The following is an 18,578-nucleotide window of genomic DNA, read 5'->3' as shown; positions in this document are numbered from 1 at the left end:
TGCGTCCTGCTAGTAGCGAATTTTCGGGTCTATAAGCGCTAGTAAAATATCAACGATCGCGTTGAATAAGATAAATAGGAAACCAATCAAAATGGTTACACCCATTACTAGCGAATAGTCACGGTTAAACGCGGCGTTAACAAACAGTTTGCCGATACCCGGTAGGCCGAAGATGGTTTCAACGACAACTGAACCTGTAATGATACCTACGAACGCAGGTCCCATATAAGAAACAACAGGAAGCAGGGCTGGTTTAAGTGCATGTTTAAGAACAATGTAACGGTAACTTAGACCTTTTGCGCGAGCCGTTCGAATAAAGTTACTGTTTAGAGTTTCAATCATGCTACCACGAGTGATACGAGCAAAAGTGGCTACGTACAGAAGAGACATCGCAATAACTGGCAGGACGATGTACATATAAGTACCCCCGTGCCAACCACCTGCTGGAAATATATGCCAGTGTAGAGAGAATAGGTAAATAAGCGCTGGTGCCAACACGAAGGACGGCATGACCACCCCGAGCATGGCAGTCGACATTATGGTGTAGTCGACCCAGGTGTTGTGTTTCAATGCGGCAATGGTTCCGACCGATACCCCCATAATCAGGGTAAAGATAAAGGCAACAAAACCGACCTTCGCAGATACAGGAAGCGCAACTGCGATCAGCTCATTTACGGTGTAATCTTGATATTTGAATGATGGACCAAAGTCACCTTGAACGATGTTAGTCAAGTACGTTGTGTACTGTTCAAATACAGGTTTATCTAAGCCGTATTTAGCTTCGATGTTAGCCATAACTTCTGGCGGTAATGGGCGTTCGCTCGAAAACGGGTTACCCGGTGCGAAACGCATGAGAAAGAAAGATATAGTGATCAACACCAACATGGTTGGAATCGCTTCGAATATCCTTTTCATAATGAATTTAAGCATAAACTCACTCTTTTCAGTCTGTGACAATTAAAAATTAAATAGACACTGCGTGCGATTTCTCGCACACAGGTCTAAGTTAGTTATATTTTATTTTTATAGGAGGTTATTTTGCTTTGATATAAAGATCTTTTGAATAGATCTTATCTTCGGCGTTACCTTCTGGGTAACCACCTAGCTGAGGTGATACAAGACGTGTTGTAACGTACTGGTAGACTGGAGCAATTGGCATGTCTTTAGCTAGCAATTTTTCTGCTTCGATATATAGCTTAGTACGCTCTTCTTCTGAAGTAGAGCTTAGTGCTTTATCGATAATCTTGTCATAGTCTGCGCTCTTATAGTGCTGACCAGCAGTTGTATTTTGGCTAACCATCAATGTTAGGAATGAAGATGCTTCATTGTAGTCACCACACCAACCTGCACGAGCAACGTCAAAGTTACCAGTATCTTTACTGTCTAGGTATGATTTCCACTCTTGGTTTTCGAGTTTCGCGTTAATACCAAGCTCTTTCTTCCACATTGATGCGATTGCTACAGCAAGCTTCTTGTGATTTTCAGACGTGTTGTAAAGCAGGTTGAATTCAAGTGGGTTGCTCTTCGTGTAGCCAGCTTCTTCAAGAAGACGCTTCGCTTCAGCAATACGCTCTTTTTGAGAAAGTTGACCATACTCTGGAGTTACCGGGTCAAAACCAGCAGTAATTTCAGGAGTCAAGAAGTAAGCTGGTTTTTGGCCTTGACCAAGAATCGCTTTCGTCACGATGTCACGGTCCATCGCATAAGACATTGCTTTACGAACACGTACATCGTCGAAAGGTGCTTTCTGTGCATTAAATTGGTAGTAATAAGTACACAGGTTACCCTTAATGTTTACATCTTCTGGATACTCTTTCTGTAAGCGACGGAAGTGCTCGTTAGGCACTTCGTATGTGAAATCTAGTTCGCCAGAAAGGAAGCGGTTCATTTCCGCAACTTGGTTCTCAATTGGTAGGAATGTTACTTTGTTAAGAACTGTATGTTCGTTATCCCAGTAATTTTCGTTGCGTACTAGTTCAAGACGCTCGTTAACTACCCATTGATTTGGAACAAATGCACCATTACCAACAAAGTTTTCAGGCTTAGTCCACTGGTCACCGAATTTTTCAACAGTTGCTTTATGTACTGGCTTCACTGTTGTGTGACCCATCATCATTACGAAATATGGGACAGCTGTATCTAATGTCACTTCTAACGTGTAGTCATCTAAAGCTTTTACGCCTAGTTCACTCTTGTCTTTCTTACCCGCGACGATATCTTTCGCATTCGCCATCTTGGTATATTCCATATACCAAGCGTATGGAGAAGCAGTTAAAGGATCAACGGCACGTTGGAAGCTGTAAACGAAGTCATTCGCCGTTACAGGATCGCCATTAGACCATTTAGCGTCTTTACGCAGGTGGAAAGTAAATGTTTTGTTGTCTGTCGTTTCCCAGCTTTCAGCTACTCCTGGGATAGTATTGCCGTCGCCATCTTGGTTCACTAAACCTTCTAGAAGGTCACGAATTACGTGAGATTCTGGTACACCTTGAGATTTGTGAGGGTCGAGTGTTGCTACTTCAGTACCGTTACCACGAACCAGTTCCTGAACTTTTGCTAGTTCAGTGCCTGCTGGAACTTCAGCAGCGATAGAAAGAGTAGAAGTGGCAGCCACTGCCAAACCAGCACCTAGAAGAAGGGCTTGAGTGATTTTATTCTTGTACATTTAATAAACTCCAAGTTTTTCGTATTGCATCCATGACTTCTTTGCTAGGTTCACTGAACGGCAGTGATTTAGATTTATTTAGCTCAAAATATAAGCATAAAAACCTAAAACCTTACAAAGATTGAGGCACACACTATCAACCATTGAAGTAATTTGCCATAAACAAGCCGCAAAAAATCGGATAATTCTCCGAAATATTCAAGGTGTCAGTGTATTAATCTAATAAAACTCCAATACATAGTGAGTTACGCATAGGGATTTATTAAAAAATAGCCTTTAGTGTTGATGTATCTGTACTGATACTTTTTTTTAGCATCTTATGCTAGAACACGGCCAACAAATTAACATTAATGCCACATCAAATCTAATTGCACATCACATATCCCCTAAACAGACTGCACTATTTGTGAGGGTTATCACTTTATACAAAACAGCATAATACACTGCACCAAAACAGAAGAAATACTGCACCAATAAGGGCTAGTTTGTCATTAGAATTTATATTCACAGGAAGTGCTTAATCATTTATTAAAATACAATTTATTTATATATAACGCTATAACAAATACAAAAAAGCCGACTTAGGGAGTCGGCTTCGTTTATTTAAATAAGGACTACTAATTTCGTCAGGACTGTATATATCAGTTCCACTATTTAAAGACGTGACGAAATATTAACGGGCTATTTTTCCCAACGTTCTGCAGCCTTAGCATCGGAATCTCGCGAATCTACCCAACGAGTGGTTTCAGTAGTACGTTCTTTTTTCCAAAACGGCGCTTTGGTTTTCAGAAAGTCCATAACAAACTCACACGCTTCGAAGGCAGCGTCACGATGCGCACTGGATACACCAACGTAAACAATCTGGTCACCGATATCTAGGTCACCCACGCGGTGAATCACTCGCATCTTCTCAATCGGCCAGCGAGCTTCAGCTTGGTCGCAAATCTCGCTCAGCGACTTCTCTGTCATACCCGGATAATGCTCTAGAGACAAACCAATTACGTTGTCGCCAAGATTCATGTCGCGAACTTTACCAACAAACGTCACTACCGCTCCTGCAGCTGTACCTTGAGCTAGATAATCGTATTCGTCACCCACAGAAAAGTCTTCAGCAGTAACTACTACTCTTGGATCAATAACTCGAGAGTCACTCATGGTTAACCTCCAGTAACTGGTGGGAAGAAAGCCACTTCATCGCCGTCTTTCACTTCAGTCGTCAAAGGTACGATTGATTGGTTAAGTGCTGCCAGCAGCTTGCCCTCTTCCAATGCGATATCCCATTTGCCTTCTTTTGTTACAAGGTGGCTGCGAATCGCTTCAATAGTATTGTATTGCGCATCGACTTCTAGGCTATCAACACCGACAAGTTCACGAGTTTGTGCAAAGAAAAGTACCGTAATCATGATTCCACCTTGAAGTGACCTGATTTACCACCCGTCTTCTCTAACAGGCGTACGTTCTCGATAACAATGTCTTTCTGAACAGCTTTACACATATCGTAAATCGTTAGCGCAGCAACAGAAGCAGCCGTTAGCGCTTCCATCTCAACGCCCGTCTTACCTGCAAGCTTACAAACAGATTCAATGCGAACCTTGTTTTCAGATTCGATAGCTTCTAGCTGCACTTCTACTTTAGTTAGTAGTAGAGGGTGGCACAGTGGAATCAAGTCCCAGGTCTTCTTCGCCGCTTGGATGCCAGCAATACGTGCCGTCGCAAAAACATCACCTTTATGGTGGCTACCAGAAACAATCAGCTCTAGCGTTTCTGCTGACATTTGAACGAAAGCTTCCGCTCTCGCTTCGCGTACAGTTTCCGCTTTAGCCGATACATCGACCATGTTCGCTTCGCCAGACGCATTAATGTGTGTAAATTGGCTCATACTCAAACCACCTTATACAGAAAGATGTGGCATAAAGTTACAAGGGCGGTGGCTAGCATCCATTTGTTGCTTGATGATCTTCGTCCAACCGGTGCGACAAGCACCTGTAGAACCTGGCATCGCAAAGATTACTGTGTGGTTAGCAAAGCCCGCAATCGCACGCGACTGAATTGTCGAAGTACCAATCTCTTCGTAAGACACTTGACGGAAAAGCTCACCAAAGCCTTCTACTTCTTTGTCGAATAGTGGCTTAAGTGCTTCAGGTGTACTGTCACGAGAAGTGAAACCCGTACCGCCAGTGATCATGATCGCTTGCACGCTGTCATCAGCGATCCACTGAGATACGATCGCGCGGATCTTGTACATATCGTCAATAACGATTTGCTTATCAACCACGTTGTGACCCGCTTCTTTAGCATGCTCAGCTAGGTAACCACCTGACGTGTCATTTTCTTCTGTACGTGTATCTGAAACCGTTAGTACTGCAATGTTTGCTGCTTGGAATTTGCTTTCTGCGTGACCCATTTGTTCACCTATATAAATTTTCAATGATTAGACTGATTCGCCCAGCCTAAGGAAGCTGAGCGATAAAATGCTTTAGAGTGTGTAGCGGGTTAACCGCCGATTGACGCCAAGTTTGGAGTCATGCCGCTGTTGCCATCGTGTAAGAAGTGGCTAACGGACTTAGTTTGAAGCTGAGCCTGAATTCGATCAATGAGCTCTTGCTCTTGTTGATCTTCTTGAATCAGATCTCGCAGTTCAACACCGTGGTCGCCAAACAGACATAGGTGAAGTTTACCGGTCGCTGAAACGCGCAGTCGGTTACAACTCTCACAAAAGTCTTTCTCATAAGGCATGATTAAACCGATTTCACCCTTGTAGTCTGGGTGGACAAACACTTGTGCCGGACCATCATTAACGGCTTTGACTTTTAATAGCCAACCATTAGCAATAAGCTGATTGCGAATCGCAACGCCAGAAACATGGTGTTTATCGAACAACTCGTCCATCTCGCCGGTTTTCATAAGCTCGATAAAACGTAATTGAATAGGTTTGTCTTTGATCCAATTAAGGAAGGCTGGTAACTCCTGACTATTGAGGTCTTTCATTAATACGACGTTTACTTTGACTTGTTCAAAGCCAACCTCAAACGCTTTATCAATACCTCGCATAACCTCTGTAAACTTATTCTCACCAGTGATCTGATGGAACATACGCGAATCTAAACTATCCACGCTAACGTTTATGTGGGTTAAACCAGCATCACGCCATTGCTCTACTTGTTTCTCCATGCGGTAGCCATTAGTTGTGGTGGCTACTTTTTCGATGCCAGGAGTAGAAGCGACGGTATGTATGATTTCAGGAAAGTCTTTACGCAGGCTCGGCTCTCCGCCTGTAATGCGGATCTTTGAGGTACCACAATCTGCAAACGCTTTAACAACGCGTTTGATCTCGGGAACACTTAAAAAAGACGAATTTTTTTGCCCTGACGGTTTATAACCATCTGGCAAGCAGTAAGTACATTTAAAGTTACAGACGTCTGTAACCGACAAGCGCAAGTAATAAAACTTGCGATGGAATCTATCTTCGAATTGTTGCGCCACGGAACACCTTTCCAAACACGGGAGGCATAATCATTTCCAATTAAGCCCTTGTGACAACATGTCACTGGCTCTTGATGCGTATCGGTACAGCAAATACCACTGTGCGACTTAGCATGCGAGAGCTCGGAGTTATGGCAACTGCACGTTATATTCACACGCGCAGTAGCTGAGTAATAAAATACTTAATATTTGTACGTGAATCTAGCTCTGATGGTAAAAAACGGGCCACATCGGCAAAAAAAACGTATCAAACGCTCAAAATAACTCTTGTTGAGTATATAGCGAGAAGTATTTAACCTAAATTATAGTTGGTAATAATCTAACAAGAATAAAAAATGAATATTTACGCTTCAAAGAAAGTCGTAGCAATCGGTGGAGGCCATGGCTTAGGTCGTATGCTTGCTGCACTAAAAGACTTTGGTAACAACGCAACTGGCATTGTTGCAACAACGGATAATGGCGGCTCAACAGGACGAATTCGAGACTGCCAAGGTGGTATCGCTTGGGGAGATACACGCAACTGTATCAACCAATTAATAACAGAACCTTCAATTAGCTCGATGATGTTCGAATACCGCTTTCGCGGCCAAGGCGAACTCGACGGTCATAACTTAGGTAACCTAATGCTCACTGCATTAGACAACCTCTCGGTTCGCCCACTAGAAGCGATTAACCTAATTCGAAATATGCTCAAGGTCGATGTCAATATCGTCCCAATGACGGAGCACCCTTCTGACCTCACAGCCCTATCCATGGACGGTCGTTGGGTAACCGGCGAAACCAATGTTGATGACATGACCGAAAAGCTACGCATGATGGATTTGTCGCCAGAAGTCCCCGCAACCAAAGAAGCCGTTGCGGCCGTCGAACAAGCAGACTGTATCGTTCTTGGTCCTGGCAGCTTTCTGACCAGTGTGATGCCCCCGCTTCTTCTGCCTGAAATTGGTAAAGCAATCTCGGAGAACGCTAAGGCTAAAGTTATCTTCGTTGAAAACCTTTCGCCAGAGCACGGCCCTGCAGGGAAAATGACCCTTCAAGAACAATTAGAGTGGTGTGAGCGCACCTGTAAAGCGAGAAAAATCGATGTCGTGCTGGGCAATGCTCCACACCCTGAACTTGAAGGACTCTGGAACTGTATAACCACTGACCTTGCTTCTCCCAATCGAGATTGGCGACATGACCGTGTAAAGCTTCAGCAGGCAATTAGATTCCAGCTAGCCTAGGTCCATATTGATGATGTAAAAAAGGAGCATAACGCTCCTTTTTTTGTGCCTGTATCTAGTATACGTCGCCATCAGCGGTTTTAGATGTCGGTCATCAACTGCTGATATTCCTGATAAGTTGTTAGCAACAGTTCTTGCATATTTTGAAAATCAACCTCTGTCACAGGCAAGGCTTGTTTTACTTTTGCATCCAAGCTGATCGCAAAACTGCACAATGAATCTGCGCCAAAACTCGCCGCACTGCTTTTAAGTGCATGGCTAATATCAGCCAAATATTTGGAAGTATCGTTATCTTTATTAAGCTCTAGATGCTCATAATAACCTTTCAATTCACCTAAAAAGATGTCCAATAAAACTGGCACATTCTCTGGCCCTATTTCACTGGCAAGCTCATCAACTTTTTGCTGATTTAATACTTTCGTCATTGTTCTTTTCTTATTGTTTAGTGACTACTGCTTCGCATTCCACGTTTGTAACTTACGATATATCGTCGATGGACTGACATCTAAGAAGCCTGCCGCACGAGGGATGTTGCCATCACATGCTTTTATGGCCTGTTCAATCGCTGTTTTTTCAGTGATCCACAATGGGAAAATGTCTTTTACAGTGATGTCTTCATTTTGCATCTCTTTCAACCGCAGACTGCTCTCAATCGGCTGGTTCAGTGGAGGTGGAAGCATGTTCAGGGTAATCTCTTTACCATTGTTCAGTACCACCACGTTTCGCAACACATTTTGTAGCTGACGAACGTTACCCGGCCACTCGTATTGGTTAAAGCGGTCCAGCACTTCCTGAGCAAAACGAACAAAGGCCTTACCTTCCTCAACAGACATGTAGCCCAGCAGTGAATATGCAATCTCGATAACATCCTCGCCACGCTCACGCAATGGCGGTAGGTGCAGTGGAATTACATATAAACGGTAGTATAAATCTTCTCTAAAGCGACCTTCTTGGACTTCTTTCCAAGGGTCTCGGTTGGTTGCACATACAAAACGAACATCCACACTCTTCATCTTCGAAGAGCCTACTTTTTGGAAAGTACCCGTTTGAATAAAACGCAAAAGCTTGGTTTGTAGCTCAAGATCCATCTCACACAACTCATCGAGGAACAAGGTTCCACCATCGGCAAGTTCAGCCGCACCTTGACGATCGGTTGCAGCGCCAGTAAAGGCACCTTTTACGTGACCAAACAGCTCACTTTCGATTAAATCTTTAGGAATAGCCGCACAGTTAATCGCAATGAATGGCTTATCACCACGCTTACTCGCCGCGTGAATCGCTTCTGCACACACCTCTTTTCCGGTACCACTTTCACCGGTAATGAAAATACTCGCTTTACTCGATGCCGCGGAATCGATAGTTCGATAAACCTGCTGCATGGTTTGGCTACTACCGATGAATCCTTGATAGTTTTGATTACCCGGGTTTTCAGAACTGTTCTTCAGTTTAGTGGCTTTGCGTATCGCGTTATTCACCGTTATACGGAGTCGATCGGCTTCACAAGGTTTAATAAGGAAATCTTGAGAACCATGACGCATGGCTTCTACTGCGGTATCGATAGAGCCGTGAGCCGTCATGAAGATAACGGGGACTTCTGGGTATTTTTGTTTTACAGCAAATAGTACGTCCATACCCGTCATATCAGGAAGGCGCAGATCTAATAAGATGAGGTCAGGGATTCGATGATTCAAACTCTCAATTGCATCGCGACCTGTGCCGACAATGTTGATATCAATTTCGAGCGGTGTAAGATACGAGCGATATAAAGCGGCGACCGAAGCCGTATCCTCCACCATCAACAAATACTTTGATTTGTTATCTAGCGTTTTTGATTGCATATCCTAGCCATTTATAATTTGCATTTCTTATTATAGTCGCATTCCGCTTTGCATTATGCAAATCAACCACGGTATTTGTATTATATTTCTCTACCTGCTTCAAATAATCAATGTATTAGCTACATGGCACGAACGATGCAACGGCTAGATTGACCTTCGGGTCACCTAGCCAACTGACGTTGTTAGTGGACTCAGTGTTCACAAACGTAAGCCAGTAGAACATTTACTACTGGCTGTTTTTTGTCTGAAACACTCTCCACTTTAAATTTTTCCGATATAAACTTCTTGAATAAGAATTGAGATTAGCTGTTGGTAATGAACTGCTTTCTCAACTGCTCTATCTCATCACGCTTTTGCGCCGCTAATTCAAATTCCAAGTTCTGAGCATGTTGATACATCGTAGCTTCTAGCTTACTGATCTCTTTATCAAGCTGCTGCGGGGTAAGCACGGTGTAATTTTCAGAAGGCTCGGCGACTTTCGATAGTGGAACCTGCTTAGATTGTCGCTGCTGTTTCGACTTAGTGAGATCACCCAGCTCCATAATATCTTTGATATTACGTTTCAGTGCTTGCGGAGTGATGCCTTGCTCTTCATTGTAAGCCTGTTGTTTCTCCCTGCGACGGTCGGTTTCATCAATCGCTTTTCTCATCGACTTAGTAATTGAGTCTCCATACAAGATCGCTCGACCCTCCAAGTTACGTGCCGCACGACCAATCGTTTGAATAAGAGAACGTTCAGATCGCAAGAAGCCCTCTTTGTCAGCATCAAGAATCGCCACCAGCGATACTTCAGGCATATCCAAACCTTCACGAAGTAAGTTAATACCCACTAACACATCAAACTCGCCCAAACGTAGATCTCGAATGATCTCGACACGCTCAACGGTGTCGATATCTGAGTGTAAGTAACGCACTTTAACCCCGTGTTCACTGAGATACTCTGTTAAATCTTCTGCCATTCGTTTCGTTAGCGTCGTGACCAACACTCGCTCTTCCTTAACAGAGCGTATTCTTATCTCAGATAACAAGTCATCAACCTGAGTAGCAACCGGACGAACTTCAATAATAGGGTCAAGCAAACCCGTCGGACGAACCACTTGATCGGCAATTTCGCCATCTGATTTTTCTATCTCATAGTTACCAGGCGTTGCTGAAACGAATATCGTCTGCGGAGCGATCGATTCAAACTCGTCAAACTTCATAGGACGGTTATCCAGCGCAGAAGGCAGCCTGAAACCAAACTCAACCAAGGTTTCTTTCCGAGATCGGTCACCTTTATACATGGCACCAATTTGCGGCACCGTTACGTGTGACTCATCGATGATCAGCAGGCCATCGTTAGGTAAATAATCGAACAGCGTAGGGGGCGCTTCCCCTTCCGCACGACCGCTTAAGTATCGTGAATAGTTTTCGATACCCGAACAAAAGCCAAGCTCAGTCATCATCTCGATATCAAACTGTGTTCTTTGAGAGATACGTTGTTCTTCTAACAGTTTGTTGTTGTCTTTTAGGTATTGAGCCCTATCGCGCAATTCATCTTTAATCTTCTCAATCGCTTCAAGGATTTTTTCTCTTGGGGTTACATAGTGAGTTTTTGGATAGACCGTAAAGCGTGGTAAGTCTCTTTGCTTAATCGCACCAGTCAGTGGATCAAAAATACTAATACAATCGACTTCGTCATCGAACATCTCAATTCGAACCGCATCTTGGTCAGATTCAGCCGGGAAGATATCGATCACTTCACCACGAACACGGAACTGACCACGTTCAAAGGCGACATCGTTTCTTGAATATTGCAGCTCAGCCAAGCGGCGTAAAATATCACGCTGATCCATCACCTCACCGCGACTCAAATGAAGCATCATCTTCAAGTAAGACTTAGGATCACCAAGACCGTAGATAGCCGACACAGAAGCCACAATGATGGCGTCTTTTCGCTCGAGTAAGGCTTTGGTTGCCGAAAGCCTCATCTGTTCAATATGAGCGTTCACAGACGCATCTTTCTCGATGAACGTGTCCGTGGTTGGAACGTAGGCTTCAGGTTGGTAGTAATCGTAGTAAGAAACGAAATACTCAACGGCATTGTTTGGAAAGAAAGATTTCATCTCACCGTAAAGTTGAGCCGCCAATGTCTTATTAGGCGCTAACAGGATCGCAGGTCTTTGAGATTGGGAAATGACGTTGGCAAGAGTAAAGGTTTTACCAGAGCCTGTTACCCCTAATAAAGTTTGATGTGCCAAACCGGAATCTAGTCCGTCCAATAATTTGGTTATCGCAGTCGGCTGGTCACCGGACGGGCTGTAGTCCGATACCAAGTCAAAGAGTTTACTCATAGGTCGCCATTTCCATACTGTTTTTATAATCAGGTCATTGTCACTCTAGGAGGAGTGTCGTTGCAACTATTATCTAGAGAAACGCATCTTAAGATCTGATATCAGTTATAGCTTTTATTTTTATAACTTGGTATCATCCGTGCCCCTGCAAAGTTTCTTCAGCTATATTACTCTAATTTTAATCCACTACTTTTCCCCAAAAAATCTAAAAATACCGCTTGTTCTGCTGTTTTCTTTATAATCTAAAAAAGTTATACAACAGCGATATTTCAATACAAACTCTTTAAATACATTACTTTATTTGTATTTTTTACATTTTCAGATTTATCCCGATTATTGTTGTTAAGATTTCACACACACACTTATCCACAATTTTGGTGGATAACTAAAGCAAAGCTAAATCCGATAAGGTGTTCAAGAAAGTAAAGTTTTTTATCTTACTTTTTTCTGCTATTTTTTGTTGACAGAAAATCGGACTATTATTAAAATTCGCATCGCTAACAAGCAATTCCCCTTTAGTTCAGTTGGTAGAACGGCGGACTGTTAATCCGTATGTCGCAAGTTCAAGTCTTGCAAGGGGAGCCAAATTCAGAAAAGAGCCCAATCGAAAGATTGGGCTCTTCTCGTATATAACTGCGACTAACTTGTTCCAAGTTAAGGTCACACCCGAATCGCCGGACCTTGCTACACGCCCGTTTTCGAGCCTCAGAAGAGAGGCCAAACTTAAGAAGCCGCATCACTCGATGCGGCTTTTTGCGTTTTAGTTACAGCAGAACTCGGTGAACTCAGTATTAATAATTAACATCCATAAAAAACGCCTCACTAGGAGGCGTTGGAGCTTAGTGACTAAACTGAGTTTTATTCTAGATTAGACGTCGTTTTAGCGGTTATGCTTCTGCAGTAATAACATTTACCGGAGTTTCTTTATCAGCTTGGTCTTTATCAAAACCTTCGTGTAGATGGTAGTAACGTTTATAAACAAGAGCACTTACCGTCATTAGAATCGCAGGGACTCCTACCATCATGAACTGTAAACCCATAATTGTACTGTCAGACTGTTCAACGTTTGGTACATAACCTACCACCGACAACCCCATACCAACAATAAAACCACCAGCCGCGCCTGCAAACTTAACAAGCATCGTTTGAACAGAGAAGATAACACTCTCACTGCGACGACCTGTTTTGTGCTCACCGTAATCCACGACATCGGCAAGCATTACAGTTTGCAGTGCGTTAGCGATACCGACACCAAACTTGATTGCAGCGCCTGCGATACCGATTAGAATCGCGCTACCTGGTGCGATAAAGCCCATGATAAGTAGCGTGATACAAGACAGCACTGGGAAGCCACAAGCAATAACCCATAAGTGCTTGCGTGGTAACACTGATGCAATACGAGGGAACAAGAAAACACCAGCGACTTCAGCGACACCTGCGACCATCATATATACTGGGAACAGGTCAGCATTGCCTAAGGCATAAGAAAAGTAGTAAATCGCAAAACCACCAACTAGCAAGTTTGCTATTTGGAACGACAATACGGTACCAATAAGTGCTTTTAGCTGGTCATTCTTACCAATGATAACCAGTACATCTTTAAAACTGAAGCGTTCTGCTGGTTTAGCATTCGCCGGTGCAGATTTTTCTTTCACGTTACGAGCAATCAAAAACGCACTCATCACGAACAATACCGCAATCAAAATAGCTACGTTGAAGAAGCCTTGCCCTTGGTCACCATCACCAAGCTTACCAACAATGTGTAAACCATAAGTACCAGTGACAAACCACGCTAAGCTAGCAAACAGTCTCGGCCACACAACAAGCTTTTCACGTTCTTGACGAGAGCTAGATAACGCAGGAATCATAGACCAGTATGGAATATCCATAATGGTGTACGTAAGCCCCCACAGAATATAAGCAGCGGCTGCATAAATGTATAACGTAGTGCCTTCAAACATATGCGTACTAAAAAGACCCACTAGCACTACAGCATTTAATAAGGTACCAATAACAATCCAAGGACGAAATTTACCAAATCTAGAGCGCGTGTTATCAACGATAACGCCCATCATTGGGTCGGTGACCGCATCGACAATGCGCGCGGCCAAAAAAATAGTACCCACAAATGCCGCTGACAACCCAGCAACGTCGGTAAAGTAAAACATTAAGAAAATGTAGATCGGAGCACAGGCAAAATCTTTACCTAAAGCCCCAAGTCCATAAGATAATTTGGTTTGTAGAGTAATTTGATCAGACATAGTATTTCCTTCAGGCGCGTAACTTCATCTCCTAACAGACGTTGAAACGCTTACCTTTTATTTATAATAATTTATCCACTCAAGTTCTGTTTTAGAGCCACTCTATGGTCGCTTCTTAAAACACTCAAGTATCAAGTCCGACGCTAATGTAACCATTCCAACGAACAGATACTGTGATCAACAACCATTCAAATGGAAACGTTTTCAGTCAACTATCTAAAGTGAGAGATCGAACAATAAAAAAAAACATTTTCTAGGAAATACCGGTAATTAAAGCGCTAAAAACAGCTAACAAGGCAAGATTAAGCATGAAAACGATTACACTACGTCATATTAAATTGTGTATTACCTAGCCCCCTTACGCTAGTAAGGTCGCTTTAAGCCTATTAGATAATTATTGATGACTTATTGAAGGCAATAAAAAACCGCGTAAGTGCACCTACGCGGTTCGTCAAATATAAAAGTCGAAGCTAAAACTTAGTCGATACGTTCAAACTTAATCAGCATCGCTGTTTCTGCATCAAGTATTGGCATCGTTAGACCAACCTCAGCACACCAAGCACCTGATAGCTCACAGCCAGCTTCTGTCCATGGTGGTTGATAATTCACAATATCGTCGTAGTTTAACGGTTTATCAATCACAGAAACTTTGTATAAGCTTTGTGGATCTAGCCCAGGTATGCGCAAATGACCGCTCAACGAATTAGTTGGCATTGCCAGCTGTGCAATCATCACAACAGCTTCTGACACATCTTCGGAAACGACCGCATGGATTTGATGGGCACTATCGTCCGTTGGAACTCGCCAAGTTCTCCCGCTATGCAGTAACGGACGCAGCATCTTATGTAGCTTTATGTAGTGCTCAAAACCCTGTTTCTCTTCTTGAACTTCTTTTACAGGGTCTAATTCAATCCCCATATGACCAAACAGTGCTGTCAGGCCACGAAACTCAATACTATGACGACGACGGGTGCTATGGCAGTGGCTCGCACCTATATGACTTCCCATTACCTCAGGAGGGAAGAAGTAGCTCATCCCGCGCTGAATAGTTTGCCTTTCTAATGCATCATTGTTATCTGAAGCCCAAAAACGTTGCGTACGCTTAAGAACCTCAAAATCGATACGACCACCTCCAGCCGCACAAGATTCAATATCAACCATAGGGTGCTTATCTCGGACTTTATCGACCAACTCATAATAGCGAACGGTTTGTTGATGAGCTGCAGCCCTGCCTAAATGCGCAGGTTGTACAACTTCTCGGTTCATATCCCACTTAATGTAAGCAATGTTGTACTTACTTAAGAAATGATCAAGACGTTCAAACAGAAAGTCGAATGCTTGTTGATTCTGAAGATTGATAACATATTGATTGCGACCAGTTGGTTGGTCATAGCCGTCCACCGCGAGCAACCAGTCTGAGTGGGTTCGGTATAAGTCAGAATCCTTATTGATCATCTCAGGTTCAAACCACAATCCAAACTCCATACCTAATTGATTAACGTGTTCAACTATCGGCTCTAAACCACTTGGGTATTTTTTTTCATCTAAGAACCAATCCCCTAGTGCGGCCTTGTCTCCACAGCGCCCTTTGAACCAGCCATCATCAATGATAAAGCGCTCTACTCCCATATCCGCAGCTTGGCTAGCCATCGACATAATATAATCAGGATCATGGTCAAAATAGATGCCTTCCCATGTATTAAGATGGATAGGTCGAGGCTTTTGTACGAAAGACTCCGGCAAGATGGAACCTCTCACGTGGGAGTGGAATTGGTGGCTCATTCCATTTAGGCCTTCCGAGCTGAAACTGGCATATAACCAAGGTGTCGTTAAGCTTTCACCTTCATCCAATGCAATCTCGCCCGGTAGATAAATAACTTCCGCTTGCACGTAGCGACGACCGTCTGCTTTTACATCCGCGCGCAGTCTGTGATTACCACTCCAAGCGAAGTGAATACCCCACACATCACCTGCCATTTCATTAAAGTTAGCGGTACCAACAACCATCGCTGGATAATGTTCATGAGACGTTCGTCCGCGGCGATTTTCTTGTTGATAGCCCCCTTGCTGTAAGGGTTGACGCACCGTTTGGAACTCATGTACCCAGCGGCCGTAGTACGTCATCAACTCATTAGCTCTTGCTGGTAATGGTAATGTATTGGCGAGACGGCTCACCTGATAAAGGCCGGCTTTAACGTTGCTTAAGGTGTGACGAGATTTCACAACATCATGTTTATCAAGGCATAACTCGGTTGTTAAACGTAAGCCTGCACGTACATCTTCACTCTCAATGATTAAGTTAGATGGTGTTTGTTGAATATCCGTAATAGAGAACACAGGCGCCCAGTCCAATCCGTCTCGGTGTCCTTCTAATGCCGGACTGCTGAACACACCGCGCCCGAGTTCTGGGCTCAGCGACATAGCAACATCATTATCAAGGCGACCGTAAGGAACAGGCCTTTGAAGAGAAACACGAAAGTTTGCTAGATCGCCACGAACTGGAACTCCCCAATGCAGAATTTCCGCGAAATCACCAAGTTCAACGATCAGTTGCGAGTATTTGCCCGTAATTTCTACTAGGGATTTATTCGTCATTTTATTTAACCTTAAGGCGTTTAATTACCCCGTATCATAATTATTGAGCTGAGAGTTTCTGTGATCAAACCCAAAATCATGAAAACGTTTCCATTAAATATTATAAGATTAATAGGTTCAAATAATACCTCCTAATTCAAAGATTTATACCAACAATCACCTCAACACATATACTCCAGATCCCAAAAAATAGGGGTATTCCACATTAAATAAAGCGTTATAATATTAAAATAAACAGGAGTTTAACAACAATCAAACCCATAAAATTCAATGGGTTATGATATAGCTGTAATTTGAAAATTAGCTCAGACACATTTCCTCTTGAACTCGCCACACCACACTCGTATTCTTAACCTTTAGAGTACAACTATGAAGTGTCTCCCTGGGTCCTAACTTTTACATTCCAGCTTGACGGTATAGAACTCAATGCCTGTAGCCTAACTTCAGCATTGAATTTGATACTTGCTTCCTTGTCTCACATGCCCAGTTATCATTGACTGGGCTGCTTTTCCCCTCAAAAAATCCCCAAGACACTGATAGCCCTAGCCTCGCATCACTATTACCTACGTCCGAACACAACGAACAACTTCAGCTCTAACGCACGGTCAACCTCCACAACCCCTTAAATAGAAAACGATTCCACTAAAAATCCACAGAAATCGCTATAAAACCTCCACTACAAGCTCAATAATCAGATCAAAATCACACAAAATAGTCACAAACCCATCAATAGAGCAAAAATGCCAACCTCATCATGAAAACGTTTCCATTGTTTATTTACACTCTCGCTCGAGTTAGGACTCAAACATAAAAATATCCATAAAAAAAATAATGGAGACACTTCATGAAACAAAAAATGCTAGTTAAAGCATTAGGATTCACTCTGGCCCTCACCCCATTAATCAGCTCCGCTGCAGTGGAAAACGTAACGTATTTTGGTTATGCGAAATGGGGCAACATCTACACCGACAATGACCAACATAACGATGGAAAAGGAGAACGAAACGACGTTATTCGAGCAAGCCAAGGTTACGGTAACTATCGTTTAGGCAATGAATTGAACTGGTGGGAAGCCGGTGTTAAAGCGGATGTATGGCGCGACAATGACGCCTATTTTGATACCACTATCTACCTGGGTAGTGGAGATAGCTGGGGGGATGTCAGCACGATCCAACTTTGGTCGGCAGGTCATGGCCTTATCGACGGCCAACCCAACGCAAAAATTTGGGCTGGTGAACGTTTTTACCGTCGCCACGAAGTCCACATGATAGATGTGAAGTACTGGGATACATCTAGTACCGGTGTTGGTATTGAAGATTGGGATCTCGGCTTTGCTGATGCTCACTTAGCCTGGATGGCACCAAATTCCAGTGACGATGGGCGTAGTCTTCATAACATTGATGCTCGCTTGAGCGGCATTGAATTGAGTGACACAGCAGATCTTACTCTTGGTTTGAACTACGTAACCACGCAGAACTCGAGCTACGACGATAAAGACATTACTACTTCTGGCGCAATGCTCTCTGCACTTTACCGTCAAGCTTGGAACTACGGTTCAAACACCTTGGCCTTCCAATATGGTACCGATGCGTTGGCAGGCGGATTAATGAGTGCTGAAGGTGGCTCAAACAGAAAATACAGCACGGGCGTTGAACACGATGGCTCTAGCTGGCGACTGTTTAACCACGGTGACTTGAATATCAGTGAAGATGTTCAAGTGATGTACTCCATCGCTTATCAAGACAAAAACCTAGATAACAACGATGGTGAGAAGTGGTTCAGTGTGGGTGCGCGCCCTCAATATGCTTGGACAGATTACATGTCGACAGCATTAGAGGTGGGTTACGAAACGGTAGAAGCTCAAAACGGAGCCGGCACCAACGATATGTATAAAGTGACCGTGGCTCAAATGTTCCAAGCTGGCAAAGGGGTATGGGCTCGCCCATCAATCCGTATCTTTGCAACTTACTCTGAATCAAATAACGAGTGGGATCGTGGTAACGAAGTGTATGGCACGGCGACGAGCATAAACGCAGAGACCGTCGATGAGATTACCTTTGGTTTCAACGTAGAAACTTGGTGGTAAACCACAACCTCCGAGCGTCTATTCAATTAACGAATTGACGCTCTACACTGGAATAGCAATTTAACGGGGAAAGCCGCTGTTTTCCCCTTTACTA

14 protein-coding genes, 1 tRNA gene and 1 riboswitch are annotated in these 18,578 nt (G+C 43.4%); of the genes, 3 read left to right on the top strand and 12 right to left on the bottom strand.

What is annotated here, in order from left to right; translation table 11 throughout:
• Positions 1-9: 9 nt before the first annotated feature.
• From oppB to moaA, 7 genes are all read right to left on the bottom strand, one after another.
• Positions 10-930 (bottom strand): oligopeptide ABC transporter permease OppB, encoded by a 921-nt coding sequence (oppB, locus tag IQO02_RS10740; protein WP_010437199.1) that lies wholly within the window; start codon positions 928-930, stop codon positions 10-12.
• A 103-nt stretch (positions 931-1,033) separates the two neighbouring features.
• Positions 1,034-2,665: an ABC transporter substrate-binding protein gene (locus IQO02_RS10735; RefSeq protein ID WP_016767672.1), complete on the bottom strand. Its 1,632-nt coding sequence runs from the start codon at positions 2,663-2,665 to the stop codon at positions 1,034-1,036.
• Between the two features lie 681 nt (positions 2,666-3,346).
• Positions 3,347-3,820, bottom strand: a complete 474-nt coding sequence (moaE, locus tag IQO02_RS10730; protein WP_016799415.1) for a molybdopterin synthase catalytic subunit MoaE — start codon at positions 3,818-3,820, stop codon at positions 3,347-3,349.
• Positions 3,821-3,822: 2 nt separating this feature from the next.
• Positions 3,823-4,068: a molybdopterin synthase sulfur carrier subunit gene (gene moaD / locus IQO02_RS10725; protein ID WP_016783808.1), complete on the bottom strand. Its 246-nt coding sequence runs from the start codon at positions 4,066-4,068 to the stop codon at positions 3,823-3,825.
• Positions 4,065-4,544, bottom strand: a complete 480-nt coding sequence (gene moaC, locus IQO02_RS10720) for a cyclic pyranopterin monophosphate synthase MoaC (RefSeq protein ID WP_004734026.1) — start codon at positions 4,542-4,544, stop codon at positions 4,065-4,067. The genes moaD and moaC overlap by 4 nt, the downstream gene beginning before the upstream one ends.
• 12 nt (positions 4,545-4,556) lie before the next feature.
• Positions 4,557-5,069 (bottom strand): molybdenum cofactor biosynthesis protein B, encoded by a 513-nt coding sequence (moaB, locus tag IQO02_RS10715; protein WP_010437177.1) that lies wholly within the window; start codon positions 5,067-5,069, stop codon positions 4,557-4,559.
• A gap of 89 nt (positions 5,070-5,158) precedes the next feature.
• Entirely contained in the window at positions 5,159-6,148 is a 990-nt protein-coding gene (moaA, locus tag IQO02_RS10710) for a GTP 3',8-cyclase MoaA (RefSeq protein WP_010437176.1), read from the bottom strand.
• A riboswitch (molybdenum cofactor riboswitch) is annotated at positions 6,137-6,289 on the bottom strand. Its footprint overlaps the gene before it by 12 nt.
• Positions 6,290-6,483: 194 nt before the next feature.
• Here moaA and IQO02_RS10705 point away from each other — a divergent pair.
• Positions 6,484-7,371: a YvcK family protein gene (locus IQO02_RS10705; RefSeq protein ID WP_010437175.1), complete on the top strand. Its 888-nt coding sequence runs from the start codon at positions 6,484-6,486 to the stop codon at positions 7,369-7,371.
• An 80-nt stretch (positions 7,372-7,451) separates the two neighbouring features.
• On the opposite strand, the gene luxU is transcribed toward IQO02_RS10705, so the two are convergent.
• The 3 genes from luxU to uvrB all read right to left on the bottom strand — a co-directional run bounded on the left by luxU (position 7,452) and on the right by uvrB (position 11,542).
• The gene (gene luxU / locus IQO02_RS10700) at positions 7,452-7,796 is read right to left on the bottom strand and encodes a quorum-sensing phosphorelay protein LuxU (protein ID WP_010437174.1); all 345 of its coding nucleotides are present in this window, start codon (positions 7,794-7,796) and stop codon (positions 7,452-7,454) included.
• Positions 7,797-7,820: 24 nt separating this feature from the next.
• Positions 7,821-9,209 carry a quorum-sensing sigma-54 dependent transcriptional regulator LuxO gene (gene luxO, locus IQO02_RS10695; protein ID WP_010437172.1) on the bottom strand — a complete coding sequence of 463 codons (1,389 nt, stop codon included), beginning with the start codon at positions 9,207-9,209 and terminating at the stop codon, positions 7,821-7,823.
• 302 nt (positions 9,210-9,511) lie between these two features.
• Complete coding sequence (uvrB, locus tag IQO02_RS10690; RefSeq protein WP_016767675.1) at positions 9,512-11,542, bottom strand: excinuclease ABC subunit UvrB; 2,031 nt, start codon at positions 11,540-11,542, stop codon at positions 9,512-9,514.
• Positions 11,543-12,051: 509 nt separating this feature from the next.
• On the opposite strand from uvrB, the gene IQO02_RS10685 reads away from it, so the two are divergent.
• Positions 12,052-12,127: transfer RNA gene (locus IQO02_RS10685), tRNA-Asn, on the top strand.
• A gap of 302 nt (positions 12,128-12,429) precedes the next feature.
• On the opposite strand, the gene melB is transcribed toward IQO02_RS10685, so the two are convergent.
• Both melB and IQO02_RS10675 read right to left on the bottom strand, forming a co-directional pair.
• The gene (gene melB / locus IQO02_RS10680) at positions 12,430-13,803 is read right to left on the bottom strand and encodes a melibiose:sodium transporter MelB (protein ID WP_010437169.1); all 1,374 of its coding nucleotides are present in this window, start codon (positions 13,801-13,803) and stop codon (positions 12,430-12,432) included.
• Positions 13,804-14,280: 477 nt separating this feature from the next.
• Complete coding sequence (locus IQO02_RS10675; RefSeq protein WP_102282739.1) at positions 14,281-16,398, bottom strand: alpha-galactosidase; 2,118 nt, start codon at positions 16,396-16,398, stop codon at positions 14,281-14,283.
• A gap of 844 nt (positions 16,399-17,242) precedes the next feature.
• On the opposite strand from IQO02_RS10675, the gene IQO02_RS10670 reads away from it, so the two are divergent.
• On the top strand, positions 17,243-18,484 hold the full coding sequence (locus tag IQO02_RS10670; protein WP_010437160.1) for a carbohydrate porin: 1,242 nt from the start codon (positions 17,243-17,245) through the stop codon (positions 18,482-18,484).
• Positions 18,485-18,578 lie beyond the last annotated feature (94 nt).

Origin of the sequence: Vibrio sp. OPT24, from assembly GCF_015163545.1 — a bacterium.
Taxonomy (GTDB): Bacteria; Pseudomonadota; Gammaproteobacteria; order Enterobacterales; family Vibrionaceae; genus Vibrio; species Vibrio cyclitrophicus.
The sequence above is the reverse complement of the archived record's forward strand: the minus strand, read 5'-3'. Positions and strand labels throughout refer to the sequence as shown.

Coding starts and splice junctions, on each gene's coding strand:
- oppB (WP_010437199.1), bottom strand. CDS start 930: ATGCTTAAATTCATTATGAAAAGGATATTCGAAGCGATTCCAACCATG.
- IQO02_RS10735 (WP_016767672.1), bottom strand. CDS start 2,665: ATGTACAAGAATAAAATCACTCAAGCCCTTCTTCTAGGTGCTGGTTTG.
- moaE (WP_016799415.1), bottom strand. CDS start 3,820: ATGAGTGACTCTCGAGTTATTGATCCAAGAGTAGTAGTTACTGCTGAA.
- moaD (WP_016783808.1), bottom strand. CDS start 4,068: ATGATTACGGTACTTTTCTTTGCACAAACTCGTGAACTTGTCGGTGTT.
- moaC (WP_004734026.1), bottom strand. CDS start 4,544: ATGAGCCAATTTACACACATTAATGCGTCTGGCGAAGCGAACATGGTC.
- moaB (WP_010437177.1), bottom strand. CDS start 5,069: ATGGGTCACGCAGAAAGCAAATTCCAAGCAGCAAACATTGCAGTACTA.
- IQO02_RS10705 (WP_010437175.1), top strand. CDS start 6,484: ATGAATATTTACGCTTCAAAGAAAGTCGTAGCAATCGGTGGAGGCCAT.
- luxU (WP_010437174.1), bottom strand. CDS start 7,796: ATGACGAAAGTATTAAATCAGCAAAAAGTTGATGAGCTTGCCAGTGAA.
- luxO (WP_010437172.1), bottom strand. CDS start 9,209: ATGCAATCAAAAACGCTAGATAACAAATCAAAGTATTTGTTGATGGTG.
- uvrB (WP_016767675.1), bottom strand. CDS start 11,542: ATGAGTAAACTCTTTGACTTGGTATCGGACTACAGCCCGTCCGGTGAC.
- melB (WP_010437169.1), bottom strand. CDS start 13,803: ATGTCTGATCAAATTACTCTACAAACCAAATTATCTTATGGACTTGGG.
- IQO02_RS10675 (WP_102282739.1), bottom strand. CDS start 16,398: ATGACGAATAAATCCCTAGTAGAAATTACGGGCAAATACTCGCAACTG.
- IQO02_RS10670 (WP_010437160.1), top strand. CDS start 17,243: ATGAAACAAAAAATGCTAGTTAAAGCATTAGGATTCACTCTGGCCCTC.